The following is a 26,285-nucleotide window of genomic DNA, read 5'->3' on the forward strand; positions in this document are numbered from 1 at the left end:
AATCGGTAGACACAAGGGATTTAAAATCCCTCGGCGTACGCGCTGTGCGGGTTCAAGTCCCGCCCCGGGCACCATCACCACCTCAATGGACGTCAACAGACGTCTATTTTTTTATCCAAAATCCACGGTTTTACTGGCTTTCCTTCATTCCTTACTCTCCCGACGTCAACACAATTCAACCTACATCAACTTGCTTGTGAGTATACATCTGAGTATATATGTTGGTTCTATCTTGCTCTGTATACTCACCGTAAGCACCTATGAGGACATTGATAATGGCTCTGACCGATATCAAAGTGCGCTCGGCAAAACCAGAAGAAAAAGAGTATTCACTGACTGACGGTGATGGGATGTTTTTGCTGGTTCATCCCAACGGTTCCAAATACTGGCGGCTGCGTTTTCGTTTTGGCGGCAAGCAACATCTCATGGCGTTAGGCGTTTATCCTGAAGTCTCCCTTTCAGAAGCGCGTCAGAAAAGAGATGAGGCAAGAAAACAGGTTGCTGCGGGGATCGATCCCCGGGAACATAAAAAAGCGGTAAAAGCCAAACAGGAAGAGGATGAAAAAACCTTCGAAGTTGTGGCCCGTGCCTGGCATGCCGACAACAAGAAATGGTCTGGCTCACATGCTGAACGCATCCTGAAAAGCCTGAGCGACAATATTTTCCCCACTATTGGCAGTACACATATCGCAGATCTGAAAACACGCGACTTGCTGGCACCGATCAAAAGCGTTGAGCGATCCGGACGCTTAGAAGTAGCTAAACGCCTAAAACAACGTGTGACCGCCATCATGACCTATGCCGTACAAAACGGCCTGATTGACTATAACCCGGCGCAGGATATGGCAGGAGCGATCATGCCCGGCAAAGTTGAACACCGCCCGGCGTTGGAACTCGAACGTTTGCCTGAACTTCTTGGCCGTATAGATGGCTACAAAGGTCGTGAGTTTACCCAGTGGGTAATAAATCTTTCTCTGCTGATTTTTATCCGCTCCAGTGAATTGCGTTTTGCCCGCTGGCCGGAAATCGACTTCGAGCGTGCCTTGTGGACGATTCCCTCTGAGCGTGAACCTATTCCCGGTGTGAAATTCTCTGAGCGTGGCTCAAAAATGCACACGCCACACCTTGTTCCGCTAAGTCGCCAGGCCGTGGAGATCCTTAAAAAGATTCGAGAGGTGAGTGGACATTGCGAATTGGTTTTCATTGGCGATCATTCGTCAAGAAAACCCGTTAGTGAGGGGACAGTAAACAAAGCATTGCAAACCATGGGTTATGACACTAAAACGGAAGTGTGTGGTCACGGTTTTCGTACTATGGCCTGTAGTTCTTTGATTGAGTCAGGCTTGTGGTCTCGGGATGCGGTAGAAAGGCAGATGAGCCATCAGGAACGTAATGGCGTCCGTGCGGCGTATATCCATAAGGCGGAGCATCTGGACGAACGCAAGCTAATGCTGCAATGGTGGGCTGATTTTCTTGATGCGAACCGGGAGAGTGGGGTTAGTCCGTTTGATTTTGCAAAAAAATAGTTTTGATCATTAACTAACATTTTATAAGGTATGCAGAATTTCATACCTTATTTTTTGTATCTGTCCAAGGCTTACGGTATAAAAGGGTATTAGCCTAGGTTTGCGGCATCTATCCATGTTCCCAAACACCTCGGCTCGACAGCTCTAGTGGGGAATGTGAGATCAATCATGTTTGGAGAACACATGAATAATGAAATAGCGATCGATTTTAACGCTGGTAGAATATGTGAAGCTATTGCCAAAATTGGCTATGAACCACATACTGCAATTATGGATATAATTGATAACTCAGTAACAGCTAGCGCAAAAGATATCAGCGTTAACTTAATTCTTGCTGAGGGGAAAAATCTAAAATCAAGAAATGCGGTGTCAACTTATGTAATTACAGATAACGGTAATGGCATGGACTCGGATGGTATAAAAAACGCATTTTCACTTGGTTCGAATAATAGTAACTACGCACAAAATAGCTTGTCAAAGTATGGGCTAGGTTTGAAGTCAGCGGGGCTTTCTTTAGGGACATCAATTACCATTATCAGCAAAGTCGATGGCTGTATATATGGTCCTTTCACATTTGATAGCAATGCTATAAAAGAGCAAAATAAGCTTTTCATAAATAAAAGAAAGCTTGATGATTTTTTTGGGCTAATACCTGATTTCTTTACTGAAAGCACTTCAGGAACGGTAGTGCTGGTACAAGGGTGTGAAAGTATTAACCAGGCATCGCCTAAGTTAACGACGGAGAAGTTGAAGAAGCGTCTTGGTGTAACGTACTTTTCTTTTTTGAAGAAAGATGATCCTTTGAGAATAACATTAGATATAAAACCATATGGCCAAGTTGGTAATGTAATACCTATTCAGCCAAGGGATATGTTATTTATGGATAGTCCTGATTTTAAAGAACGGTACATTCCAGATGAATATGATTATTATAGCCCAATTCTTGCCATGAAGGATAAATGGGTTCTTCAGGATGTAAAAGGAGATGATCTTCCTGTTATAGAAATAAAAGCTGTCGTTTTTCCACAGGCTAGTATGGCTGAGTCTAAATCGCCACTTCCTCAAAGTTTAAAAGATAAAATATCGACATACGAAATATCTAAAGAAAATAGTGGGTTTTTTATATACAGGAATGGCAGATTAATACGCTGGGGAGATGATTTGGATGGAATAATAACAAAGGACGATTTTAATGTAAGAATAAGGATGGATTTAGAAACTGCTCATGATGATGTTCTGCATGTTGATATTACAAAGCAAAGATTAGAAATTGATGATGAAACCCGAAATAAATTAAAGGCTATAGTTGATAAGGCTTTAGTTACTGCAAAAAATATTCGAGTTGATTGTCAGGATAAATTAAAATCAACTAAAAATGAAGAGGGGTTAGGGTTTACTGCAACTATAGAAAACGTATCGGAGGATGATCCTGATTTAATTACAGGTCAGCTAAACTCTGAGATCATTAAGAGAAGAAATGACAGTGCTATAGATGGCGAAAATGCTAAGCAAGAATTAGACATCAAAATAGATGATGAAGCTCATCATAGTTTCAGGAAGATTGTATATTCAGAAAAAGTCGATTACGGGATGGTGTGGAAAGCGTTTTATGATGCAACGGAGGGGGTTTTTGTAGGTATTAATAAAAATCATCCTTTCTATAAGGAGTTTTTATCTAGGTACCCTGAAAACAGTACGGAACGTATTGTTTCAGAAGCATTAATTTTTTCTGTTGGTCTTGCTGAAAGAAATACACGTGATAACTTTGTAGAGGTTGATGTAGAGATTTTTAATAGAATCTTTAAGAAATTCCACAACAATGTAAATAATTGGTTGGCCGAATGGTCGGGTGAAAATATTAACTTGGCAGAATAATGATTAAGAGTAATGGTGTATTAGTTGGAGCAAGGTATTGCTCCAATATATATTTTATTATTCACAATGGTTATTTATACATTGGTGAGACTGGAGGTCATCCTTCAATCAGATGGGGAGGACACCTAAGCAAGGGAGGAACCCTTAGGGAGAATTTAAGGAGATTTGAGGAAGATGATATTAATGAATGTGAAGAAATCTTTTTCGCTAGTGTTGCAACTAATATCATTGACTATGAAGATGATTTAAATAGAAAAATAGCTAGAAAGGCTGTTGAGTACGAAGTTCAAAGGCACTTTTTTTTAAATCCATATGTTTTTGGTGAAGAACTTCGTGTTGTATCAACAGCCTCTAGCAACCCAGTAAGACATAGCTTTGGTTTTGATCCAGATTCATTTTCACAAGCCATACTAAATATGGCTGTTGAAAAATACAAAAAATGGAAATTAATGCTAGAGTGTGGAGACCTTTAAGAGGGTACTCAAGCCTCGAGATATATGCGTTTTGATAAAGTCATGGATATTCTGATCCGCCATTTCTTTTTTGCTTCTGAACAATACAATTGATTCATAAATCTTGTGCTCGCTACCTGCAAATGTTCTCCAGGTCATTTCAACATTACTATCCGAAGGAATATCTTCCTTCGGTGGTACTGTTGGATCAGCTAATGATTTACAAAGCGCCCAGCGGCACAGAACATTCCAGTTTTCTATACCAGTTTTGCGTTTAAGAGTGATAAGTTGTTGTTTTTGCTTTTCAGATAAGCGAATTATATCAATGTGTTGCATGATTAAAAATACCCTTCTTTAAAGCTGGACGTTTTGCTTTGCTCACTATGACTAATATGGAACTCACGACTTATGTATGGTTTGAGTTGTTGATAATACTCACTGATAATTTCTTCATCGGTAGATAGTAAGATTACTTGCGGACCTGCTTTGGGGAAGTAGTGATTCACCAATTTACTACGGTGCTTACCATCTAATCTACTAAGTGGTGTATCAATAACGGTTGGTAGTTCTTTACCTGAGGCTTCAGCTAAACCCCACAAAATGGCGATTGCTAATAGCTGCCGCTCACCTGCCGAAAGTTTAGCTGTTTCAAGTATATTACCTGTTGCATCATAAAGTGTGATAGCAAAGCTTTCAGGGCAAATTTTTAACTGACTGATAAGCTGTGATTTACGACCTAAAGCATCAAATTTTTGCTTAACTAATGTTTGCAACCGATCGATATTTTCACTTATTAACAGTTCAGCAAAGCTTTGCAAAGTCGTTTTTAGTTTTTTAATGTGGTTGCTTACTTGGATAGTCCGTTTTTGTTCAAAAGTATCTTTGTTTTGCTGTGCTAATAAATTGGTATAGCGCTGTGATAAAATATTATTTTTTGCAGTTGTTTGTTCAAGTAATTGCTGTTTATGCTTGCTCTGTGTCGTGAGGTTTTTAAGAGTTGCCTCACATTCAGCTAATTCAGTAATTAAATGCTGAACCGATTCATAATCAGGTACAGTATCAAGCTGTTGTTGTAGTATGGCTCGTTGCTCAAGCAGTTGTCGTTGTTCTTTTTGCAAATGCTGCCGTTGTTTATCTTCCTGTGTAATTCGTTCTTCTAAGCCATTAAAAATACCCATTTCCGTTTTCAAAAAACACTCGACATTAGCCAGGGCCTGTTGCTCCTGCGCTTGTTCGGCTATAATTTTATTAACGTGAAAGACGGTCTGTTCAGGTGCAGCTGTGGTTTTTAGTACATTGAGGATTTTTCCGTTATAAGCACTAATTGCTTCATCCAGTATTTTTGTCTGTGTTGCCTCAGTTTCTAGACGAATTTGTGCTTTAGTTTGTTCAATCAGGTCTTTCACTAATCCCAGTGGACCGACACCAGCAGCCAATTTAATTTGTTCGGCTTTATTTAGGCTTATTTTAGTTTCGATAGTACCTAGCTCAAACTTGAGTTCATCACGCTTTTCAATCAGATGGGCACCAGCATTACGTACAGCTTGACGAGCTTTGTTAACAGCAATAGTGGTGCTACTGATGTTATGTTCAATTTCAACTAGTTCTTTTTTTAAATCTGAAACTGCAGCATTACACTGACCCATTTCATTTTCGCAGGACTCTACTTTCGCAATGATACTTTGATCAACATTGGCTACAAGGCGTTTTTTATCCACTTGAGAAAGGTCAATTTGCAATTGTGACAGTAAATCCAATCCTAGTAGACTCTCAATACCAGTTCTGACTAGTTCTGATGAGCGTTGTGGATGTGCCAAGTTTTCAATTTTCTCACCATCAAAGAAGAATAAATCTGATAAACTAAGTGGGATAAATTCATTAACAACTTCATCCCAGTACTGGCTTAGATGCTCATTTAGTTCAAGATCAACATACACCTTAATTTTATCTTTTGTATCTAAGCCCTTCACATACCAGCTACGCTCAATATCGTAGCGATTAATTCTATTTTCCGTTTGATGTGTAAAGGTTAAATTTAATTTAACCTCAGCTTCTGGCGGTGAAAAACGATTTTTACAGCTGGCTAAAAATGCACTATAGGCAGTACCTGCACGGTTAGAACATCTCGCATGTTTACCGTACAATACTAACTGTATGGCATCAAGAAAAGTTGTTTTACCCCCACCATTTAATGCACCTAGTAGGATTACCGGTTTATCACGTTCCACTTCAAGGTTAATCGAGTGCTCACCCTGATAAATGCCGAAATTTATAATTTTTAATTTGTTAAATATCATCGCTGACAGCCTCTGTTTCAATCAGCAATGAGCTATATCCACGTTCCTTGACTGAACGAGTAATAATAGCAATCTGCTCATTGATAGATTCTTTTTCTCTTTCTGACAAATTTGGTGAATTGTCATATTGAATTTGTAGCTCGAGCCTTTTACGTTCAAGGGCAAATGTTTTGGCCTCATCTAAAGATGAAAATGCTCCTTTCTCTAAGCTATCTGTTAACTCTGCAGCTAAATTAGCTCGCCGTAACTGACTTTTATGTCTATTGGCAATAACCATAGCAGCTCGTATTTGTTGGTACATGAGGCCTTCGTCATCGTTATTTTCAGCGCAGAAGGTTTTGAGTTTATCTAACACTGTTTTGTTCAGAATAGGATGGTGAGCTCGGCGTGAGCCGGGGTAAGGTTTCCCCATTATTTTTTGGTAAATTGCAGGAAGATTATCTTCTACTTCTAGTTTTTCCTCCAGCCAGATACGACGAATTTCTTCCAATTCTTCTAAAGGTAATAGTTCAAGATTTTTTACTTCTACAGGTCCCATTTCCTGCACTGCTACTTGAGCTATCAATACTTTCTCAAGTAGTTCTTCACGGAAACTCTGTACATATGGCCCTGGAACAAGATCAGCCCCATTTTTTGTTATGTGTACAGTCAACGAGCCATTCATGCGGCGGAAATCACGACGAGATTTATCTCGACGTAGTTTGCTTAATTTCTTACCATGATCTGCGTCGTTCACGTCAATTTCATTGCGCAGAGCTAATAACGGATACATCCATTCTTTTTCTTCGTCATTAGCAATCATCGCTGACATGGATTTATCTTCAGACACCATAGTACAAATATAACAACCAAATCGGCTATCACCACAGCTTTGAGTACTTTTATCGACTACGAGTGGACACTCACCACCTTCAGTTGCTCCTTGGTACATGCCCATTAAATCCTGATTTGGGAAATTCCAAGGATTGGATACTGAGTTCAGATATACCCAAACATCATCATTAGTCCAGTCGGCAATAGGAGGATAGACCCAAACCCTATCTAGGGTACCATTTGCCGTTAGCCCATCAGCTCGACGTGTGTTGGTTTCAATATTTTCATAGTGCTCCATTGTTGCCGCGCGGGTTGTGCTTTCAGCTTTACGCGTACCTAGGACTAAAATCGCCTCGCCTCGTTTATCTACTAATTTATTGATAAAATTATTGGAAGGAGCAATTTTTAGACGATCAGTACACCAACGGAATTTATAGCGTGGAGCAGGGTAGCCTTTGCCAATGAGATTAACCCAAAACCGATCTTTGACATCAGGTGTCAGGCGATGTGGCTTAATAGGAAGATCTTGTTGTTGTTTTGCTTCGAGCATCCGTTCTAATGATTTTTCAACCCACATAGCAACAATAGGATTTTCTACAAGAGTATCTGTGCTAATGACATGCACATCTTTATGACACTGACCTTCTTTTCTGAGCTCTTGCAGAGCAGACCATACAAGCTGTAAAACTGCAGTGGAGTCTTTACCTCCACTATACCCGATGACCCAAGGAATTTGATCTGATAGATATAATTTCTTGATATGGGCAATAGTGGAAGCAACAGTCGCTTTTAGGCCTTGTTTGTTAAATGCGGAGTAAGAAGGACTGTTCACTGGCAAACTCATTTCTTTAATCCTAAAAATTTATCTTCGACTTTTTGTTGCTCAACATTTAATGGTAGCTGTAAATGTTGTTTTAGAGCGTTCAATGTCAGTAAAGCGGAATGTACACTATGATCCATTCGACCTTTATTAAAGCAGCGTTCCATCCATAATTTGTTTGTTCGAGCCCAATTTAAACCCTGGAATTTATTTAGTATTGCTTTCCAATTTTTATGCTCCGCAAGCAGTTCGTTGCCAAACATAGCAAAACTCTTCAGAAGAATCGCACTGAATAGCACATAGTTTGCCCTGTCCGCCGGTTTGATCTGATGATTTTTTGCTTGCTGCCAAAGGGGTAAATTACTTGCTAGCTCGTCCCAATATTCCACAGCTTTTTCTGCTTGTTGCTGCCAATTTTTTTCAGTGATATCAGGACAAAGTTCCATACAGGCCGCATGCACTGAACTATGCATAAAAAATTTAGCTGAACGCTTGCTGATACGACTTGAAAATTCAACCACACCATTAAAAAACTCGCTACCTTCTACTACATGATTAGTCAGATTTTCTTCAGGTGTAGAGCCATACAACACTGCGATGGATCTATTGGCTGGTATAGGGTAAAGGTTCAAATCACGGAAGATTTTTTGGCGTTGTTTAAGATTTTTATCAACGAAGAAAACGACAGATATAGTTTCATCTCCCAGTGCGGGGTCTTCCTCTAACGCTTGTTGAATAGCAGCACTACGGTGTTGGCCATCAGTCAGGTAGAACTCGGCATCTTCATCAACTACAAGATTACCAATCTTATTGCCATGCCCTTCAGCGGCGATAGGCTCAAAGTATGTTTGTCCTTCGATACAAGCTGTGATGGCTGAAAATGTATAATCCATCCTATTACTGTGGATATAGCGTGCAATCTGTGGGATGCGGCTATGATTTAACACTCGTTGTGCCTTGTCACTTTCTGCCAGCATAGACTCATCTAACGTAAAAATTTTTTTAAGTCTTTTGAGAGGACACATCACAATATAGTATTCGTGCCCAGCTTGAATCCCTCGAATCGCGGGGAAACTGATTCCAGATACGATATGGTTCACTATTGGTAGTTCCTCAAAATGTCACTGTACAGATTGTGTTCGAACGAAAACATTGGCTTGTACGTACGAACATGAGCTAGCATAATAGCAAAACCTTTGGATGATGTCTTTAGATTTTTAGGAACAAGCAAATGACCGTTTACCTTGATTACAGTGCAACTACTCCTGTCCTTCCTGAAGTGGCTGATCTTGTCTATAAAATGATGGTTGAAGAGTATGGTAATGCCGGAAGCCGTACACACGAGTATGGGGTTGATGCAAAAAGAGCTGTAGAGTTGGCTCGCCATCAGGTTGCTGCTGTAGTAAAGGCTGATAAAACTGAAGTTATTTTCACTAGCGGTGCGACAGAAAGCAACAATATAGCCATTTTAGGTTTGCGTGAGTTCGCGAAGAATGCTGGCAAGATGCACATTATCACCAGTAAGATCGAACATAAAGCCGTATTGGAGCCTATTTCGCACTTAGAAGCGCAAGGTTTTGAAGTGACTTATCTTGATGTTACATCAGATGGGCAGATTGATACTGCGCAGTTAAAAAGATCATTGCGAGAAGATACGGTGCTCGTATCGATTATGCATATTAATAACGAGACTGGCGTTATTCAGCCTATTGATGAAGTGTGTCAATTGTTGAGTGAGCATGATGCGTATTTACATGTCGATGCGGCACAAAGTTTTGGGAAGTACCCATTCAATCTTGAAAATACACGTATTGATTTCATTAGTGTTAGCGGACATAAGCTTTACGCACCAAAAGGTATTGGCGCATTAATTATGCGACGCCGTGGTTACCTCAAATCACCGTTAAGACCACTTTATTATGGTGGTGGGCAAGAAAAAGGGTTACGTCCAGGTACCTTAGCAACTCCATTAATAGCAGGTTTAGGATTAGCTAGTGAGTTATCAACAAAGAACGCAGATAAATGGATTAAGCATGTTTCTGTGTTAAAAAATGATTTCATTGCTACTGTTACTAAACTTGGTGCTGTGATTAATGGCATCAATACATCACCTTATGTTTTGAATTTTTCTATTCCTGGCATTAATTCAGAGGCTGCTATGGTTCAACTTAAAGAGATCATTGCTGTTTCAAATGGATCGGCTTGTACGTCTAGCAGCTACAGCCCCTCTCATGTGCTAGTGGCTATGGGGTTAGACGTGGAACGGCTCAATGGTGCTATTCGTGTTTCCTTTGGGGCCGATACACAGCAAATACCTTATAATGATATTAAAAAACAGTTAGGGGCGCTGCTCTGATATTTAGATTCTAGGTCATACCACAAAATGAGTGATATTGATGCTATTGTAAGTATCCCGGTAAAGCGAGCCATTCACTTTTAGAGATCTTCCGACATACTGAGTATGTTCCCTGAGGAGATCGTCATGCGTAAAGCCCGATTCACCGAACACCAGATTATCGCCGTCTTGAAGTCTGTCGAAGCTGGACGTACCGTCAAGGATGTCTGTCGCGAAGCGGGGATATCCGAGGCCTCGTACTACAACTGGAAAGCGAAGTTTGGCGGTTTCCCGCTTCTGGTCTGTCGTCAGAACATTCGGCCCAGAGCCATCTGAAGCGCCTCCTTATCCAGCATGGCTTCAGCGAGTAGCTTCTTGAGACGGGTGTTCTCCTCTTCAAGGGACTTGAGTTGTTTTACTTCGGGGACTTCCATACCGCCAAACTTCTTGCGCTAGGTGTAAAAGGTCGCGTCTGAAATAGCATGCTTGCGGCAGAGTTACTGGACAGAAACCCCGGCTTCGGCCTTGCGGAGGATACTGATGATCTGTTCGTCGGAAAAATGCTTCTTCATGGTGACGTCCTCATGTGACTTATGAAGACATTACTAACATCGGTGTGTATTAATCAACGGGGAGTAGGTCAAGGAAACAGCGCCTGATTGTAACCTTCTACAGCATGATTTTCTTTTTTTATTGTTATTTTTGATAATAAATATCATTTATTGCCTTTTTTTTATAGATTATAACTAACGTATTTATTTCGATTATATATTGTTGCATCCTTAAATAGGATAGACTTATTATTCTTAATATGCTAATTATTTCAAATGGTGATTTATGTTTGGTGAAATTATTCTTGATTTGAGTTTACCTGAATACCAAGATGATTTTCTTTCATCTACTAACGATGATAAAGAAAGTGGATTATGGCAGCATCAGGCTAATAGGAAATTAGCCGAGCTATTAGAGAACATGGGAGGAGAAGCTAGAAAATATAAGCTCCAAAGTGAAAAAAATTACGGTTGCTTACAGGGGCGGTTAAATAGCTATCATCATGTTATTTTCATCAGTGGGGCTAGAGGAACAGGTAAAACGGTATTTTTGCGTAATGCAAAAGCCATTTGGGAAATGCAGGGAGAGATAAATGGAAAAAAAACATTACCTAGCTTGCATTTTATGGATGTTATTGACCCAACTCTTCTCAATATAGATGATCGTTTTTCTGAGGTCATTATTGCATCGGTGTATGCTGCAGTTGAAAAGGAATTGACTAAACCGCAAGCTGATCAAGATAATAAAAATAGTTTTTTCAAAGCAATGACTGAACTGGCTGGTGCATTAGGTAAATCTTCAGAATTTGATGAATTACGTGGAATTGATCGTATTCAAAAATATCGTTCGGGTATCCACCTTGAAAAATATTTTCATCAATTTCTAATTGCTAGCGTAAAACTACTTGGTTGTGATGCTATTGTTTTACCTATTGATGATGTAGATATGAAAATAGATAATGCATTTGGTGTATTAGATGATATCCGTTGTCTTTTATCATGTCCATTAATTTTGCCATTAGTAAGTGGTGATGACGATCTTTATCGTCATATTGTCACAATGAAATTCGAGGACGCACTAGCTAAAAAAAAGGAATCTATCAGCTTTGATGAAGGACAAAAAGAAGCGAGCCGTCTATCTAATGCCTATTTGACGAAGGTGTTTCCAAATCATGACCGTTTGCCCTTACAACCTATAGAACAACTATTACCAAAGTTAAAGATTCAGTTTAGTGAAATGGTACAGACGCATGGCAATATAAAGTTTATTTCATATGGTGATTATGTAAAGAAAATTAAAAATTTTTTCTATCCTCATTGCAATGGTCAGGAGCGCAGCACAGACTGGCCGAAGCCAAACAATGCTAGAGAAGTAGTTCAACTAGTAAGGTTATTGCCACCGAGCATGCTTGAAAAAACGACTATTGTTAATAGTGAATCACTGTGGAGAACATTCAAAGTTTGGGCCGAGGGGCAGCAGGATGGCACTGCGCTCACAAATTCTGAATCTTTTTTATATATTTATTCTACACAGCAACCAGAACAATTATCTTTATCTAAAGTAGTAGCATTTAATCCTCTGTTACAAAAATATCGATATCGTTGGGCAAGAAAAGACTTTTATGGACAGCAGTTACGTCGACTTGATGAATTAAATGCATCAGAAATTAACAAAAAAATTCTGAATACTGTTTTTACTAAAGATGGCAACGATAACTATATTCTGCGTAGCATGCCTACTTTGGAATTTATAAAAGAGCCATTTTATTTGACTAAACACATTGCTGAAGAGAAAAATAAAAATCGTACACTTATTGCGTTGTATACTCATCATGATTATTACAGCCAACAATTGAATAGGCGATATCATATTTTTTTCAGTCGCGCTTTTGAACTGTTGTTCTGGTCTATGTTAGCTGTTACGGAAAATTTCCCCTCAGGAATTTCATTTGAGATTGTTTGCAAGAACATATTCCAGAGACCACCTTTCTATTCAATTTTTTCGATGAATCCTACTAAAGTAGTTGATGAGGATGAAGGCGCTCTTTCTGATGGAAAAGAAGAAAACGAACAAGAGGATGAGTATGACAGTGAGGTTTCTAAATTAATTGATGATATTAATATCTGGGTTGGTAAAAATAAGTTATCAGGTTTGAAAGGGGAAAATATGATCCCATTATTTTCCACTTCATTTAATAAGGTTTTTTCTCAGTTAAATGTTCTGAGAGATAATATTTCTTCAAATGAAGGGGATGGCTTTGATGACGAACATCTATCTGACCTTGCAAAGAGGTTTGAATATATATTCATTAACTCAATTGTCTCTTTCACTCGCGATGATAGAGTTATTAATACAAATGTTGCAACTGGAGCCAATTCCTCTTTGGTGAGAAGCCTTTCTGATTTTGTTCAAAAAGATAAAACTTTATCCCGAAATTTAACTGGGATTTTTAAGTTGCCAACTTCAAATGACGAGTCGATAATATTAACGGAGAGTTCTAAATGTATTTTTAAATTGATTGATGTTATGTGGCAGCATCCTGTTTTTACCATTAATAATGGAGTTTTTTATAAACTTAAGAAAATAAAGATAAGCAATGCTGTTTATAGTCGAGATTTTGTAAAAGAATATAAGGAATTATCAGGTAACAAAGCTTGTAATAACAAAACAAAGGGTGAAATTTCAACTTGGTGTATGTTTTCATCAGGGGCTGCAAAACGAATGTTTAAGGATATGGAAAAATCGTATGATGAAAATGAGAATTTTAAAAATATAATAGAGCGTCAAAAAAATTCAGGGCTAAGCGTTTTGTTTAGAACATTAAGAAAATCTGTGGATGGAGATCTTTAGCCATGTATAGCCAAGATCCACGCTGGTTACTTCCCTGTGTCCATTTGGCATCAGATAGACTTTTTTATTTTTATATGCAACAGCATATAGGCGGAAAAGCCTCAATTGAGGCTGGGGTACCTCAACAAAATGATTTATTACTCTTGGCCGCTAAGGATTATCAATTTTATTTTGGAGGTCGTCTTCGAAAGGAAGATATTAAAAATAATATACAATGCTGGAGTTTAATAACACAGCAAAAAAATCACTCATCCATATTGACACAACTGTCAAATGATTTTTTGTTATGGAAAGGGAATTGTTTTGAAGTCCGTAGAGAGCGTTTACAAGATTGGCTTATGCTATGTTCTATTATTGACCCTGCATGGGTGATAGCTAGAGCCTACGTACAGCTAGTAAAACACAATGTATTATCTGAGCACGAATTAATCGATTTGTTGACCGGACGACAGTGTCCATTTGCTTTCCCCGGAGATTACAGTGATACTAGCTATGCAGATAATCATGTTCATTTTAATGGACATGGCTATACTTCGCTTTCGATGCTGACTTTTCTTGATGGTGATTACTCTTTAAAATCAGATATAGCATGGCCTAATCGAGAGGAATATCATCTTTTTGAAAGTGAAATGTTAGATAAACATCTCTTGCCGGATTGGTTTTCGGCATATGTAAATTGCCTGTTCTCAGTTATTTACCCTGATGGAAATAGTGACACGAAACAAAAAAACGTTAGTGGAGTCAATTACACACTATTAGCGAAAGCTGTGGCCCTACCTCTATCTGTTACTGAACGTAGAATGTTGCGGGATTTGACACAGACATATAATATTCATACTGAGCAACAAAAATTATTGTTTGCGGCAGTTCAGAAAAAATATTCAGGACATCAGCGTTGGCTACTGTTTTGTTGCGGTATGATGTTGGATGAACACCAGTCTGATTATCAAAGTGGTTTGTCGAATTTAATACGTATTAGTACGATTTTACGCAACTATATGGTTGTTTCTTCTGTTGGATTAGGACAGTTTATTGAATTCTTTGGTGCAAAAATACGTCGCGCCAATCCTGATTATTCGATTCAACAAGTTGTGCGTTATGATCTGGCTGCTAGCGTGTCAAGAGAATATAGGGTTTCTCCCGACTTTGTTATTGGTAATATCCGCAAGCTGAATATTCATCATCATAAATTAACGGATTTTTTCACTACGCATGAAGAATGGCATGTACCAGAAAAATCTCATCTCGTAATACACTTTACTCGTGGTTTCCCTGATAAAAAACACACGCAAGATAAACGTTTAGTCACATTTAGGTCTAATTTACTTCGTCAAGTCAGGGCATTAGAAAACTTCTCTGCTTCTGTGACATTACAGCGAAAACAATATCAACCAGATATTAGAAATCCACCGTTTTCTATCGATTTACGTCGACTAATTCGTGGCTACGATGTGGCGGGTAATGAAAATGAACTACCAATTGAAGTGTTTGCACCGGTCTTGCGAGTCCTCCGAGCCGCAAGACATCCGGCCGGAACGCCGTTGTCTATACGTTTACCTCAACCATTTATTACTGTCCATGCTGGTGAGGATTATAGTCATTTGCTCAGCGGGTTGAGATCAATAGACGAAGCTGTAGATTTCTGTCAATTGCGTGAAGGCGATAGAATTGGTCATGGCCTTGCTTTGGGAATGGATGTTAATTTATGGGCATGTCGTCAGCGTCGAGCTTATCTTACAGCAGGGCAACATCTGGATAATCTTGTGTGGGCCTATCATCAGGCTGTACAGCTTTCTCAGCATTCAGCTGAGCATATCTCAGTTATGCATGGATTGAGAGACAAAATTCATCATTGGTCACAGCGCTTGTTTAATGACGTTTATACTCCTAACTTACTCCATCGTGCTTGGCTACTTCGACGAAACTGGCCAGAGTATACTGATATTTTACTTGATTCAACTAATCGTAAAGATTGGGTGCCTGATATTGAATTGTTGATGGGAGAACAGCACAGAGAAGATGAGAAGGCAATAAAGATATGGAAGCATTATTTAGATAGCGGATTACCTGAGCATGAAAACGACTGGATAAACCATGTCATTTCTGTTAATTGTTTACCAGAGCAAATCGATACTTTTTCTTCAGCGGCCAGTGATGATGAGGATATTATATCTCCCGGAGAACTGAAATTGTATGAAGCAATTCAGGATTTTTTGATGGAGAAGTATAGTCGTCTGGGTATTGTAATCGAAGCTTGCCCTACATCTAATATTTATATCGGACGTTTTGAAAAATACCAGGAACATCCTTTGTTTCGTTGGAATCCACCTCATCCTGACTGGCTAAAACCGGGGGGAAGAGCTAATCGATATGGGTTACGTTCTGGTCCGTTAGCTGCATGCATAAATACTGATGATTGTGCTTTAATGCCAACTACTATTGCTAATGAACATCGTATTATTCGTGAAACCGCTGTTCAATGTTTTGGTATCGGTACTTGGATGGCGGATTTATGGATTTCATCTATTCGTGAAAAAGGTGTGTCGATTTTTAAGTCTAACCACTTGTTGCAAGAACTGTCTAATGAGTCAAATGATGAGTTTTGTTAAGTATTAGTTTTTTATTTAGTGATGTTCGTCGTTGAATTAAATTGACGAACATTTTTTTTGATTTTTTAGTGTTGTGGCTTTAATTTATAACTTGTTATGAATGAATGTAGGTAGGCTACATAGAAAACTTAGTAACTAGTTTTTAATTGGTGGCTTTAAAAGTATACTTTCCTGTGGGCAATGTGTTGGGGATTATGTATACGTGATATTTTAGCTATCAATAAAAAAGTAAATAAGTCTTTTATTCCATATTTTCTGTAAATTGCATTTCGCATATTGTTAGCCGTTTTGTGCGTAACAGTCATGTTCTCTGCGATGACTTTGATTGATGAGCCTTGTAGCCAGCAATCAAAAAACATTTTTTCTTTTGATGATAATAATACCTCCTGGCCATTTATCTCCTTAAATATCGATATTGTAAAGATGAGTTTTTTAAAAGTCCTTATAGGTGAACGTTTCGATATTAATATTACTTTGTTGGCAATGAGCAGGGGAGAGTGGTTACGATTATTTAAGATGATAACAAATTTTATTTTTTCATCGTTAATGACTCGTTCTAACAGAATAGTATCGATGCCGTGCTCGATATCAATAACACTTATTGATTCATTACCGTAGTTCATGCCTTCAAGATACGAAAATGCTACCTTGGTGAAGAAGCATTTGCTGAATATTTCAATTCTCATGGTGGCTACAGTGGTGTATGAGATATCGGCCAGAAAATCTGGATTCATCCCCGTAATAGACTTAACACGATGTCAGATTGCTGGTTGGCCTGAGTGAGCATCGACATCGACGCCTGTTGCAGAATTTGGGCTTTCATCATTTCGGAGACTTCGAGCGCATAGTCCGCATCCAGAATACGAGAGCGAGCGACTGATGTAGCAATGGTTTCTTGCGACAGCACAGCACTTACCGATTCAAAGCGGTTCATCTGGCTTCCGTATTCACTGCGGTAGCCATTGACTGTTTCTAACGCTTTGTCAAATGTGGCTAATGCAGCGCCTGCCTCATCAGCGGTACTCAGTGTGATATCCGACAGGCCCAGCGACTCGCTATCTGCTGGCGTCGGGTTAAGGGTGACGGTTTGTAAGTCATCGTCAAAATTAGCGCCGACGACGAAGGTTGTTGCTTTACTGACAGGAACTGAAAGTGGTAGTGGCGGTGCAGGCTCTGTAGGGTTGGGAAGCTTATCCCAACGTGCACTGCCGTAAAACACACCGCTGCCCACCACAATAACAATTAAATCCTCCGTCACTTCATCAATGTGGAGCTTTTCCAATCGGTTTGCAGCCACATATCCATCGTTAAATCCCCCGGTGTTAGCATCTTCAAAACGGTCACCGTCACCGCTGTAGGTGATGGTCATGCCCTGATAATTGCTCTGCGTACCTGCGTTAATATTATATTCCCCGGCCTGAGATAGAGCGTCAGCCGAGTAGGTCGCATTGGATAAAAAACCATTGTCTTGCGTAATAACGGATGCATTCATGATGCTTTCATCGGTCACGCCATTGGCTGACCAGACAACATCGGCATCACTCCCTTCTGCGGGGGTTCCCACCAGATGCTTACCATCCCGCGTAAATAATTGGATGTCATCATCGGCACTTAATGAGTCGATGGTAATGGTTATATTTTTTGCTCCGGCAGGAATATAAGCCAGAGAAACCACCCCAGAAGGAAATTGATACTGGGTATTTTCATCTGGGAATTTTTCTGCCAGTGGGAGTGTATTTCCCAGTTTAGCGGGTTGAGGACCAGGCTCAGCAGGAGCCAACGGGTAAAGGCCAAAGATTTGTGTCGAGGAAGCAATTCGGTCTATTTCAGCGCGTATTTGCTGATATTCACCGTCCAGACTGGTGCGATCCGCATCGGACAACGTGCCGTTTGCTGCCTGAACCGCGAATTGTCTACTGCGTTGCAGCAGATTATTGATTTCATTTAGTCCTCCTTCAGCAGTTTGCATCAGGCTGAGGCCATCCTTCATCCCATCAGTGATCACGTTGTTGGCATTCAGGTTGGCGGTCATCCGGTTAGTAATGGCCTGACCGGCGGCATCGTCCTTTGCGCTATTGATACGTAAACCGGATGAAAGGCGTTCAATGGCCTGACTCAAGCGGGAAGCTGATTTACCCTGCTGATTCAATATCGTTAAAGTATGGGCGTTAATCGAGGTCATGGCACATCCATCCTGATGTGATAAAAACAGGGAAATTATCTGTAAGCCATTGTCCAGGGCTGAAAGAAGGAAAGGACAGTCCCTTCCGAACAGCAGGAATAAAAGCAGATAAAACATTAATTTATATTTGTTTTCGACAATAGCTTAGCGGTGATAGCGATCAAAAGATAATCGTTTTCATAGATCGATGCGATCGTATAGATCGGCGCTACCGATCGACGGTGCGGGAAGTTGCAGGTCATTTAACGCTGCGAAAATCAAACAGACCGGTAGTCTGTCCAGTAGCCAAAGCAGGAGATGAAAATATACTCATCAACCAGAGTTCGAGGTTCCGGTTACATGTTGAGGAATGTATTTCCACGATTGAAGAGGACTCTCTGTCTCTCAGCTAATGATAGCGACTCTGAGGTTAACAATCAGTTAACGAATTATAATCAGTGAGACAGCGTTAGTGCTTATTGAATCTATGACCTACTTTGCACCTTTTATGAGAAAGTCTCTTAGTCGTAAGGAACTCGTGATAGATGAGCGCTTGAGCGTTTACTTATTATCGGATTGCGGGAATGCTGTGGTTACTGAATGGGAGCTCTAAACGTAGTACCAAAGGAGACTTTCATAGTCAACAGCAAGTCGCGGAATTGCCTAGTTTAATGTTGTTTTCTATTATTAAGGTACAAGTTGGAATTATATTTTATTACCGCGTGAATGCTCAATGCGTTGCTGCATCCAGGTTTCTACTTCACTTCTCAACCACCTTGAACTACGTCCAAGTTTGATCGGTTGCGGAAATTCCCCATCTTTGATCATTTTGTAGAACCACTTATCCGTCATACCGGTATAAGTCGTGATGAAAACCATATCGATAAGTGGATTGTCTACGGAAAGTAAGGTGGTGGTATTAGTCATGATTTGGTTCTCCCTCTGAGTAGTAAACGACGGGGAAAAATTGGCGTTATCAAAGAGAAATAAGCGCCTATTTTCCCTCAGAGGATGGGCCTTTTCAGTTAAAAATTACTTCGACATCTTGCGTTGATGATTAACAAAAGCTGTCTTGTTATATATAAAGTCTTTAACACTGACTACAGCCGAAATTACGGTCTCCATCATCAGTGACTTTGGTATGGTATTTGGCAAGATACATGGCCCGCTCCAGTCCCTTCTGTAATTGCTCATTATCTCTTCGATCAATCCATAGTGACGGGTTATCTGGAAAATGAACCAGTGCGAAAAATCGCTGCACATTAATATGCAAGGCACTGCACCATGCCTGTTGAATCATCCCTGCTAATGAGTTCGTGTCCAAGAAGTTACCAGCCCCACACCATGCATCACGGTTCAGTAGCAATATAACGTGATAATGCTTTTTCCCATTTATTTCACCATATTCTCGTACCCAGATATAACGCAGGGTAGTGATATGTACTCGCTTTCCTTCGCGCTGCTTACGTTGTTGGCAAGCTTTAATCTTTGCTTTAAGTGATTCGATAAAACGAGATATCACCGCAGCATCAGTTGCAGCTGGAATATTTGGGATTCTTAAGTCCACTCTTAGCATCAGCACTCTACGATAAGCATCTAAAGAACTCAAAAATGTATCGATGATGCGCTGTTGCCAGAAGGGATTGTAAGTGTAATTCATTGAGTTTATCTCCGGTGGATTGTTGTTCATATCCATTACCGGAGTTGTAAAAAAATACTTATTTTTGATGGCAATGCCATGGTGACTGCTAAATGACCTGCAATCAGGATTCATTGATGTTTGACTTGAGTTTTACTCAATAGAGTTTTATCTAAAAACGCCTGTGTGATTTCACGGCCTTCATGATAGGTGTGAACCAAGTATATATTACAAATCAGACAATCAAATCCAGTTTTTTAAATAGTTAATTAGACTCATGCACTGATTGCTAGCGGTTTTTTGTGCATGAATCACTCTGTAATTGAGGTGTGGCACTACACACCATTTTGTTCATTGATTTTACAAGGAAAAAATAAATAACAATCAGTTTTAAGGAACGTTTTTTCCTCAAAAAAACATGTTTTTTTCATGATTATTCTATGAAATCTCTTCATTTTTATATCTTTTAACTATATGATTAAGCACGGCATTTCAAAATGAGTGATGAGCAATTGAATAATGATCATGAAAACGAAATAAAAAGATTAAAGGCTAGGCTTATTCAGCCTTTGATAGGAGAGGATACGATTTCGCTTAGGAAATATATTTTGACATATCCCCTGCTGACAATTCGAAAAGTGTTGTTGTCGCTTAATATTACTAATGCTAATTCTATATTCCCTGATATCGCTAACAATGCTGTTGCAATGTCTGAGTTCATTATATCGGCTATACGGTCCAGAAAAGAATCACCTCCTCTGTTGTACCTTCAGCATCTTATAAATGATTCTAAGGGAGATCTCGCTCCCATAGAGAGTATTGTCTGGCTCAAAAAAGATCCCGAGGCATGTTACTATTTTTGGTCAGTGTTAATTAGTCTTGAATGGATGTCTGTTTTAAAAGAGCTTAAAAAATATAATTTCCATGTTTATAGTCAAACTGTATACAATTATGACCCCAATAATAAATTTGTAGTTGATGTGTTAAAAATTCCAACAGCGATAGCTGGTCACAAAGAACGTTATTCTTCAATCGTTAAAATATTAAATGAATTACCGTTCAGAGGAGCCGAAATCGGACATTTAATCTCCATGGTTTTTTACTCTTATAAATCAGATAAAACAAACTGTAATAAAAAAGCAAATATTGATTTATTAATAAAAAACAAAGAAGTAATTATTTTTTCACTTTCTTATCTACAGAAAAAAGGAATCTCAGTACCATATACTGAACCATTGACAGAAGCTGATAATAAATGCTCACTAGTAACCCAACTTTATCTCTTGAGTAGAAATGATGATTTTAAAGTACTGATTAACGCTATGATTAAAGCGTGGTCACAGAAAAAAATACGTGAAAAAGAAAAGGCTATTAATAAAAAGAAAGTTATAGAGCACTTGAGAGTAAATGAGGAAAGCATGAAAATGCTTAACGAATTATCATCTAAATATAATGAAAGCCAAACAACTCTGGTTAATATGGCAGTTGCTCTGTTGTATAAAGAAATGGTGTAATTCATCTAAAAATTAAATACATATAACCATATTGAGAATGTTCTAGCGGAAACAATAGCCCTCAATACCGCTCCCAGAACGCCCTTGCTATGAATCTGAGAGGCATACAGTTAAGAGAACACTTGATTAAAATTTCACATTGTAGCGTTACCCTCGTAGGGCATGAGTACTAGCCAGTGTTGGTTTCGCTCGATTAAACGTCGAGCAGAAATGTGCTGAGTTATTTAGTATTCTTCTTTTTTGACACATCCTGCCCGTGTTTATATAAATAGAACAAAAAATAAACAAAAATAATGACACATCCTGTCCATATGCATCTTTACAGTAATCGCTCCTAAACGATTATTGAGGATAGATGATGGCAGTTTATCGGCTAGATCCTGATTTGGCTTTGCTAAGCCAATGCAGTAATGAAGACCTTCAACTGCTGGTTGAATTGTTAACCATTGATAGTAAGGACGGTGAAAAACGCTGGTCGGAGACGTTAACCAGCACAAGCGAATATCAACGTTTTTACCCGGATCACAGCAAATACTGGACGTCGATAGGCGCAGAGTTACAAACTTTTGGCGCAAACACGTTAGTCAGTTTGGTGCGCGGTGGACAGGGCGTTCTTTACCGTGAAATTTTGTGCGATGTCTGTGACAAGCTGGATGTTAATTACAATAAAAACAGTACGACGGAGTCGATTGAACTCAATCTGCTCATGAAAGTGCTGGAAAAAAGTCTGGATAAAATGACACCAGATGAACTGGCGATGTTGTCTAAAAATATGCAGCTCGATTTAACCAGCCCAACACCGCAACTCATTCTTATCGCTATACAGGCAGCCATTCGTACCTCTTCTGTTGCCGCCTTGGAACTCGCAACAACGTTGGCAGCCAGCGTTATCACCGCACTCGGAGGGATCGCCACCTGGGGAACCGTGTTCGTTGCGTCTCGCGCCCTTTCAGTTCTCGCTGGACCCGTCGGTTTGGCGCTCAGTTCAGCCTGGATGCTGTCGGATATTGCGGGCCCGGCATACAGAGTCACGATCCCTGCCTGCATCGTTATCGCCTGGCTACGTCAGAAAAACCTTACCCAATATTGATTTATTCCGTATATGCCAAAAGGGATGCACGGAATTTATACAGGAATTAACACCATGCCTGAACAGGGAAAACGTTACGACCGGCTCGCCAGTCGCCTGGCTATTCTAGTCAGCAGGCTCTTCATGGGGGAGTCTCTGTCAGTCAAACAACTGGCTTTAGAATTCAATGTCTCGGAAAGAACGATTCAGAGAGATTTACGACAGCGGTTACAGTATCTGGATACCGAATTAAAAGATGGATACTTGCGGCTTTCTGATGCCAGGGGGCCATTTCGTACCGATCACGATATCATTACGTTTGCGCGTATTACCCATGTGGCACAATTTTTCCCTGCACTGGATAAAAAGTTGCTTTCCGTTTTGCTGGATGCAGGACAGGACTCTCCCTATATCGTCTATAATGCGCCGCCACGAAATGTTCCTTCTTTGTTCGGTGGGTTTTATGCCATCACACAGGCTATAGTTAAAAACCGCTTAATCAACTTTTTACATAATGGCCGCAAACAAATCGCCATTGCCCCCTATCGCCTTATTTACTTTGATGGGGAATGGTATCTGGCGACAGAAAAGCAAAACCACATAAAAGTATTTAATTTGGTGGCAATTACCGATGTAGCTATGACCATTAGTTCATTTAGTAAAAAGGAGGAAATGAGACGAATCTTTCAGGATAAACGATTCATTACAGCGCTACCACACTTTCAATATATCTGTGAACTTATACGTGAATAAATAGGATAAATAATGAGTGTCGTTAAACTCATTCACACTTATTAAATCACCACATTACACAATGAGATACTACACGCATTTTATAAGGAGTTATTGCATGAATCATTCAAAATGGTTATTACCCGCATTATCATTATTCTTCTCCGGAATGGTCATCGGTGCGCAAACACCAGTACCAATAACAATAATGGCATATAACAATGTCCATGTGGCGGGAAATCGCTACGTTGATGTCGTTGTCACTGCTAAAACCGATACTGTTCGTATCAATAATATCAGTGTCAATAGAGGGAATTGCCGTATCGGAAATCTGAAATACTTCGGTACCAGCAATAAGGAAACGATTATCCCGGCCACACTTCGCTATGGTGAATCGGTAAAAGTCCCTTTTTACAATGATTGTGTTGCCTCAGAGGTCCAGGTGGATACAGACAAAGGCGGTTGGACATTCACTTTTGATTGAAGTAATACCTCGTTATCTCACTGAAATATAAGGATACCAAACATGAAGCACTTAAAAGGTGCCGTATTGGCGGCGCTGTTGCTACCCTTGGGTAGTGCTGTTGCGGCTGAGTGGACATACTGGTCATTGCAGGGATATGCAGGCGTTCATCTGAGTAATGACGATAAGCATTATCTTGAAATCAGCTGTGAATTATATTCCTCAAAACCGCCTGTTTTACGTGTGCAGGCCGGGTTTAGCGGTGATTATTCTCAGCTACAGGTTGATGGGCATGAAGTATCACAACCCTTTCACTCATTAGAACGGATAAAAACAGAATGGGAGGCATTACGTCAGGCGAAAGTTATTCGTGTCAGTGATGCGAATGGAAAGTCATACACATTTAATGTTACAGGCAATAAGGACTTCCCCCCCTTTGGTTCTGAGTACTATCCCTGTGATAAGGAATGACTTTCAAATATTATCGATAAAGGTCAGGCATTATGTCATTACTTAAAATGTTAATTGCTGCATTAGGTAAAGTAATTACCTGGTATTCAAGTGCTCAAGCTCAGGATTTTGTAGCTGAGCACTTACGGCAGGCAGGTTATAATGACGAAGAAGTTGAAGCAGCCCGGGAGGCTGCTTTTTTATTGGTGGGTGCAATAACCACTACAATAATGAATTTTATTCTTCGTACTGCTTTTACTGCCTGAAATATGAAATCCATTCTTTCATTAATTATCATTTCAACAAGATGTGCCAGGGTCATTCACTCTGGCACATAAGGAGTTTTTATGCCCAAGTTAGCCTCGCGCTTTGGTACGGTAAATATTATTCGCCGTGACCGTCCATTAACCCGTGACGAACTGGCGCACACGGTTCCCAGTGTATTTAGTGAAGACAAGCATGGCTCGCGTAGCGAACGGTATACTTATATTCCCACCATTACCCTGTTGGATAACTTACAGCGTGAAGGCTTTCAGCCATTTTTTGCCTGCCAAACCCGTGTACGTGATCCGGAGAAACGGGAGCATACCAAGCACATGCTACGCTTGCGCCGGGAAGGTCAAATTTCGGGCAAACAGGTGCCAGAGATTATTTTGCTTAATAGCCATGACGGCTCCAGCAGTTATCAAATGTTACCTGGTCTTTTTAGACAGGTTTGCCACAATGGTTTAATTTGTGGTGAATCCTTGGGTGAAGTCCGTGTTCCCCATAAGGGTGATGTGGTTGGTCGTGTTATTGAGGGGGCTTATGAGGTATTAGATACCTTTGAGCGCATTGATGAAAAACGTGATGCCATGCAGTCATTATTATTACCACCACCGGCACAGACTGCGTTGGCTCAGGCTGCGTTAACCTACCGATTTGGTGAAGAGTATCAGCCAGTGACAGAGGCTCAAATCCTGTCGCCTCGCCGCTGGCAGGACGAAAGCAACGATCTGTGGACCACTTACCAGCGTATTCAGGAAAATTTGATTAAAGGTGGACTATCAGGCCGTACAGTTCAAGGCAAACGAGCCAGAACCCGTGCTGTCAAAGGGATTGATGGTGACGTAAAACTTAACCGCGCCCTGTGGATACTGGCCGAAAATATGCTGGAACTGGCATCCTAATTTCCCTCATTTTGTTTCATTCTCCCTTATTACCTCACTTCAAGGACTTACCATGTCATGTAATCCATTGGCAGGCAGCGTTGCGCCCAGAGAGCAGCGCATCATCCAGATGGCGTTGTGCTTGCTGGAAAAACGGGTACGAAAAAATGCACGACAGTTCAAAACGTCTGAGGACACCAAAAACTGGTTAATGCTGGAACTCAGTAGCCTGGAGCGTGAAGTCTTTATGGTGCTGTATCTGGATAACCAGCATCGTCTGATAGAAAAGGAAATTATTGCGCTGGGTGGTATCAACAGTACCGAAGTGCATCCGCGTGAAATCCTCAAATCGGCACTGCGCCATAATGCCGTTGCCGTGATACTGGCGCATAACCATCCCTCCGGCTGGGCAGAACCCAGTCAGGCCGATCGCCATATTACCGACACACTGAAAAATTCCCTATCACCGCTTGATATCAGAGTACTTGATCACCTGGTTATTGGCGGCGCTGAGGTGGTGTCGTTCGCTGAACGTGGTTGGCTGTGATGACCACACTTAGCATCGCGATCTAATAAGGAAAACACCATGCCATCATCGGATTCCCCGGAGTGGGGACTAAAACGTGCCGTTACTCCGCAATTCGGAGCCAGACTGGTGCAGGAAGGCCACTATCTTCATTATCTGGCAGATCGGGCCAGTGTTGTTGGTGCGTTCAGCAAAACAGAAGCCCATCATCTGGAACAGATCTTTCCTGAGCTGATTAAGCAGTTGGAACAGAAGCTACGCGCGGGGGAACTGAATCCCCGTCAGCAAGGTTGCGTCACGTTGTATTGTAACGAATGGACCTGTGAAGCCGATACGCTGGGCAGTTTTGGCTACGTGTATATTTCTATTTATCCCTCTTCGGCGGCAACACAATAATCCGCAGCTTCTCTCCCCATTCTGAACGTTTCCCTGATTTTATCGACTTAACCTGAAG

The 26,285-nt window shown here is 40.3% G+C and carries 23 protein-coding genes and 2 pseudogenes; 16 read left to right on the forward strand and 9 right to left on the reverse strand.

Annotation, left to right across the window (positions count from 1 at the left end; translation table 11 throughout):
- Positions 1-275 precede the first annotated feature (275 nt).
- The 3 genes from J5224_RS15935 to J5224_RS15945 all read left to right on the forward strand — a co-directional run bounded on the left by J5224_RS15935 (position 276) and on the right by J5224_RS15945 (position 3,874).
- Positions 276-1,526 (forward strand): tyrosine-type recombinase/integrase, encoded by a 1,251-nt coding sequence (locus J5224_RS15935; protein WP_264626310.1) that lies wholly within the window; start codon positions 276-278, stop codon positions 1,524-1,526.
- Positions 1,527-1,709: 183 nt separating this feature from the next.
- Entirely contained in the window at positions 1,710-3,401 is a 1,692-nt protein-coding gene (locus J5224_RS15940; protein WP_264626311.1) for an ATP-binding protein, read from the forward strand.
- Positions 3,401-3,874, forward strand: coding sequence for a hypothetical protein (locus tag J5224_RS15945; protein WP_264626312.1), 474 nt, complete (start codon positions 3,401-3,403; stop codon positions 3,872-3,874). Before J5224_RS15940 ends, J5224_RS15945 begins: the two co-directional genes overlap by 1 nt.
- On the opposite strand, the gene dndE is transcribed toward J5224_RS15945, so the two are convergent.
- The 4 genes from dndE to dndB are packed head-to-tail and all read right to left on the reverse strand — an operon-like array spanning position 3,854 to position 8,883.
- Positions 3,854-4,189 (reverse strand): DNA sulfur modification protein DndE, encoded by a 336-nt coding sequence (dndE, locus tag J5224_RS15950; protein WP_264626313.1) that lies wholly within the window; start codon positions 4,187-4,189, stop codon positions 3,854-3,856. The two genes, J5224_RS15945 and dndE, sit on opposite strands and share 21 nt — an antisense overlap.
- Positions 4,190-4,191: 2 nt before the next feature.
- The gene (gene dndD / locus J5224_RS15955; RefSeq protein WP_264626314.1) at positions 4,192-6,150 is read right to left on the reverse strand and encodes a DNA sulfur modification protein DndD; all 1,959 of its coding nucleotides are present in this window, start codon (positions 6,148-6,150) and stop codon (positions 4,192-4,194) included.
- Entirely contained in the window at positions 6,140-7,807 is a 1,668-nt protein-coding gene (gene dndC, locus J5224_RS15960; RefSeq protein ID WP_264626315.1) for a DNA phosphorothioation system sulfurtransferase DndC, read from the reverse strand. Before dndC ends, dndD begins: the two co-directional genes overlap by 11 nt.
- On the reverse strand, positions 7,804-8,883 hold the full coding sequence (dndB, locus tag J5224_RS15965; protein ID WP_264626316.1) for a DNA sulfur modification protein DndB: 1,080 nt from the start codon (positions 8,881-8,883) through the stop codon (positions 7,804-7,806). The genes dndC and dndB overlap by 4 nt, the downstream gene beginning before the upstream one ends.
- Before the next feature lie 131 nt (positions 8,884-9,014).
- Between dndB and dndA the strand changes: the two genes are divergently transcribed.
- The gene (gene dndA, locus J5224_RS15970; RefSeq protein WP_264626317.1) at positions 9,015-10,139 is read left to right on the forward strand and encodes a cysteine desulfurase DndA; all 1,125 of its coding nucleotides are present in this window, start codon (positions 9,015-9,017) and stop codon (positions 10,137-10,139) included.
- Positions 10,140-10,265: 126 nt separating this feature from the next.
- Positions 10,266-10,406 (forward strand): annotated as a pseudogene (locus J5224_RS15975) (transposase); the annotation flags it as partial.
- Here the strand turns inward: J5224_RS15975 and J5224_RS15980 are convergent.
- Positions 10,395-10,690: pseudogene (locus tag J5224_RS15980) on the reverse strand (transposase); the annotation flags it as partial. The pseudogenes J5224_RS15975 and J5224_RS15980 overlap by 12 nt on opposite strands.
- Positions 10,691-10,955: 265 nt before the next feature.
- Between J5224_RS15980 and rdrA the strand changes: the two are divergent.
- Both rdrA and rdrB read left to right on the forward strand, forming a co-directional pair.
- Positions 10,956-13,520 carry an antiviral RADAR system adenosine triphosphatase RdrA gene (gene rdrA / locus J5224_RS15985; RefSeq protein ID WP_264626318.1) on the forward strand — a complete coding sequence of 855 codons (2,565 nt, stop codon included), beginning with the start codon at positions 10,956-10,958 and terminating at the stop codon, positions 13,518-13,520.
- A 2-nt stretch (positions 13,521-13,522) separates the two neighbouring features.
- Positions 13,523-16,129: an antiviral RADAR system adenosine deaminase RdrB gene (rdrB, locus tag J5224_RS15990; protein WP_264626319.1), complete on the forward strand. Its 2,607-nt coding sequence runs from the start codon at positions 13,523-13,525 to the stop codon at positions 16,127-16,129.
- A 155-nt stretch (positions 16,130-16,284) separates the two neighbouring features.
- Here rdrB and J5224_RS15995 read toward each other — a convergent pair whose 3' ends face one another.
- The 4 genes from J5224_RS15995 to J5224_RS16010 all read right to left on the reverse strand — a co-directional run bounded on the left by J5224_RS15995 (position 16,285) and on the right by J5224_RS16010 (position 19,950).
- Positions 16,285-16,863 (reverse strand): LuxR C-terminal-related transcriptional regulator, encoded by a 579-nt coding sequence (locus J5224_RS15995; protein WP_264626320.1) that lies wholly within the window; start codon positions 16,861-16,863, stop codon positions 16,285-16,287.
- On the reverse strand, positions 16,860-18,311 hold the full coding sequence (locus tag J5224_RS16000) for a flagellin (protein ID WP_264626321.1): 1,452 nt from the start codon (positions 18,309-18,311) through the stop codon (positions 16,860-16,862). The genes J5224_RS15995 and J5224_RS16000 overlap by 4 nt, the downstream gene beginning before the upstream one ends.
- Positions 18,312-18,995: 684 nt before the next feature.
- Positions 18,996-19,217: a helix-turn-helix transcriptional regulator gene (locus J5224_RS16005; protein ID WP_264626322.1), complete on the reverse strand. Its 222-nt coding sequence runs from the start codon at positions 19,215-19,217 to the stop codon at positions 18,996-18,998.
- A 163-nt stretch (positions 19,218-19,380) separates the two neighbouring features.
- Positions 19,381-19,950, reverse strand: a complete 570-nt coding sequence (locus tag J5224_RS16010) for an inovirus Gp2 family protein (RefSeq protein WP_264626349.1) — start codon at positions 19,948-19,950, stop codon at positions 19,381-19,383.
- A gap of 476 nt (positions 19,951-20,426) precedes the next feature.
- Here J5224_RS16010 and J5224_RS16015 point away from each other — a divergent pair, with 476 nt between their 5' ends.
- From J5224_RS16015 to J5224_RS16055, 9 genes are all read left to right on the forward strand, one after another.
- The gene (locus J5224_RS16015) at positions 20,427-21,443 is read left to right on the forward strand and encodes a hypothetical protein (RefSeq protein WP_264626323.1); all 1,017 of its coding nucleotides are present in this window, start codon (positions 20,427-20,429) and stop codon (positions 21,441-21,443) included.
- Positions 21,444-21,801: 358 nt separating this feature from the next.
- Complete coding sequence (locus J5224_RS16020) at positions 21,802-22,533, forward strand: DUF3944 domain-containing protein (protein WP_192459501.1); 732 nt, start codon at positions 21,802-21,804, stop codon at positions 22,531-22,533.
- A 54-nt stretch (positions 22,534-22,587) separates the two neighbouring features.
- Positions 22,588-23,265 (forward strand): WYL domain-containing protein, encoded by a 678-nt coding sequence (locus J5224_RS16025; protein ID WP_192459499.1) that lies wholly within the window; start codon positions 22,588-22,590, stop codon positions 23,263-23,265.
- Positions 23,266-23,362: 97 nt separating this feature from the next.
- The gene (locus J5224_RS16030) at positions 23,363-23,728 is read left to right on the forward strand and encodes a hypothetical protein (protein WP_264626324.1); all 366 of its coding nucleotides are present in this window, start codon (positions 23,363-23,365) and stop codon (positions 23,726-23,728) included.
- A 42-nt stretch (positions 23,729-23,770) separates the two neighbouring features.
- Positions 23,771-24,178, forward strand: a complete 408-nt coding sequence (locus tag J5224_RS16035) for a hypothetical protein (RefSeq protein ID WP_264626325.1) — start codon at positions 23,771-23,773, stop codon at positions 24,176-24,178.
- Between the two features lie 32 nt (positions 24,179-24,210).
- Positions 24,211-24,423 carry a hypothetical protein gene (locus tag J5224_RS16040; protein ID WP_264626326.1) on the forward strand — a complete coding sequence of 71 codons (213 nt, stop codon included), beginning with the start codon at positions 24,211-24,213 and terminating at the stop codon, positions 24,421-24,423.
- 81 nt (positions 24,424-24,504) lie between these two features.
- Positions 24,505-25,326, forward strand: a complete 822-nt coding sequence (locus J5224_RS16045; protein ID WP_192459497.1) for a DUF932 domain-containing protein — start codon at positions 24,505-24,507, stop codon at positions 25,324-25,326.
- A 52-nt stretch (positions 25,327-25,378) separates the two neighbouring features.
- On the forward strand, positions 25,379-25,852 hold the full coding sequence (gene radC, locus J5224_RS16050) for a RadC family protein (RefSeq protein ID WP_264626327.1): 474 nt from the start codon (positions 25,379-25,381) through the stop codon (positions 25,850-25,852).
- 39 nt (positions 25,853-25,891) lie between these two features.
- The gene (locus J5224_RS16055; protein WP_264626328.1) at positions 25,892-26,227 is read left to right on the forward strand and encodes a type IV toxin-antitoxin system YeeU family antitoxin; all 336 of its coding nucleotides are present in this window, start codon (positions 25,892-25,894) and stop codon (positions 26,225-26,227) included.
- Positions 26,228-26,285 lie beyond the last annotated feature (58 nt).

It is taken from the genome of Candidatus Symbiopectobacterium sp. NZEC135 (assembly GCF_025962695.1).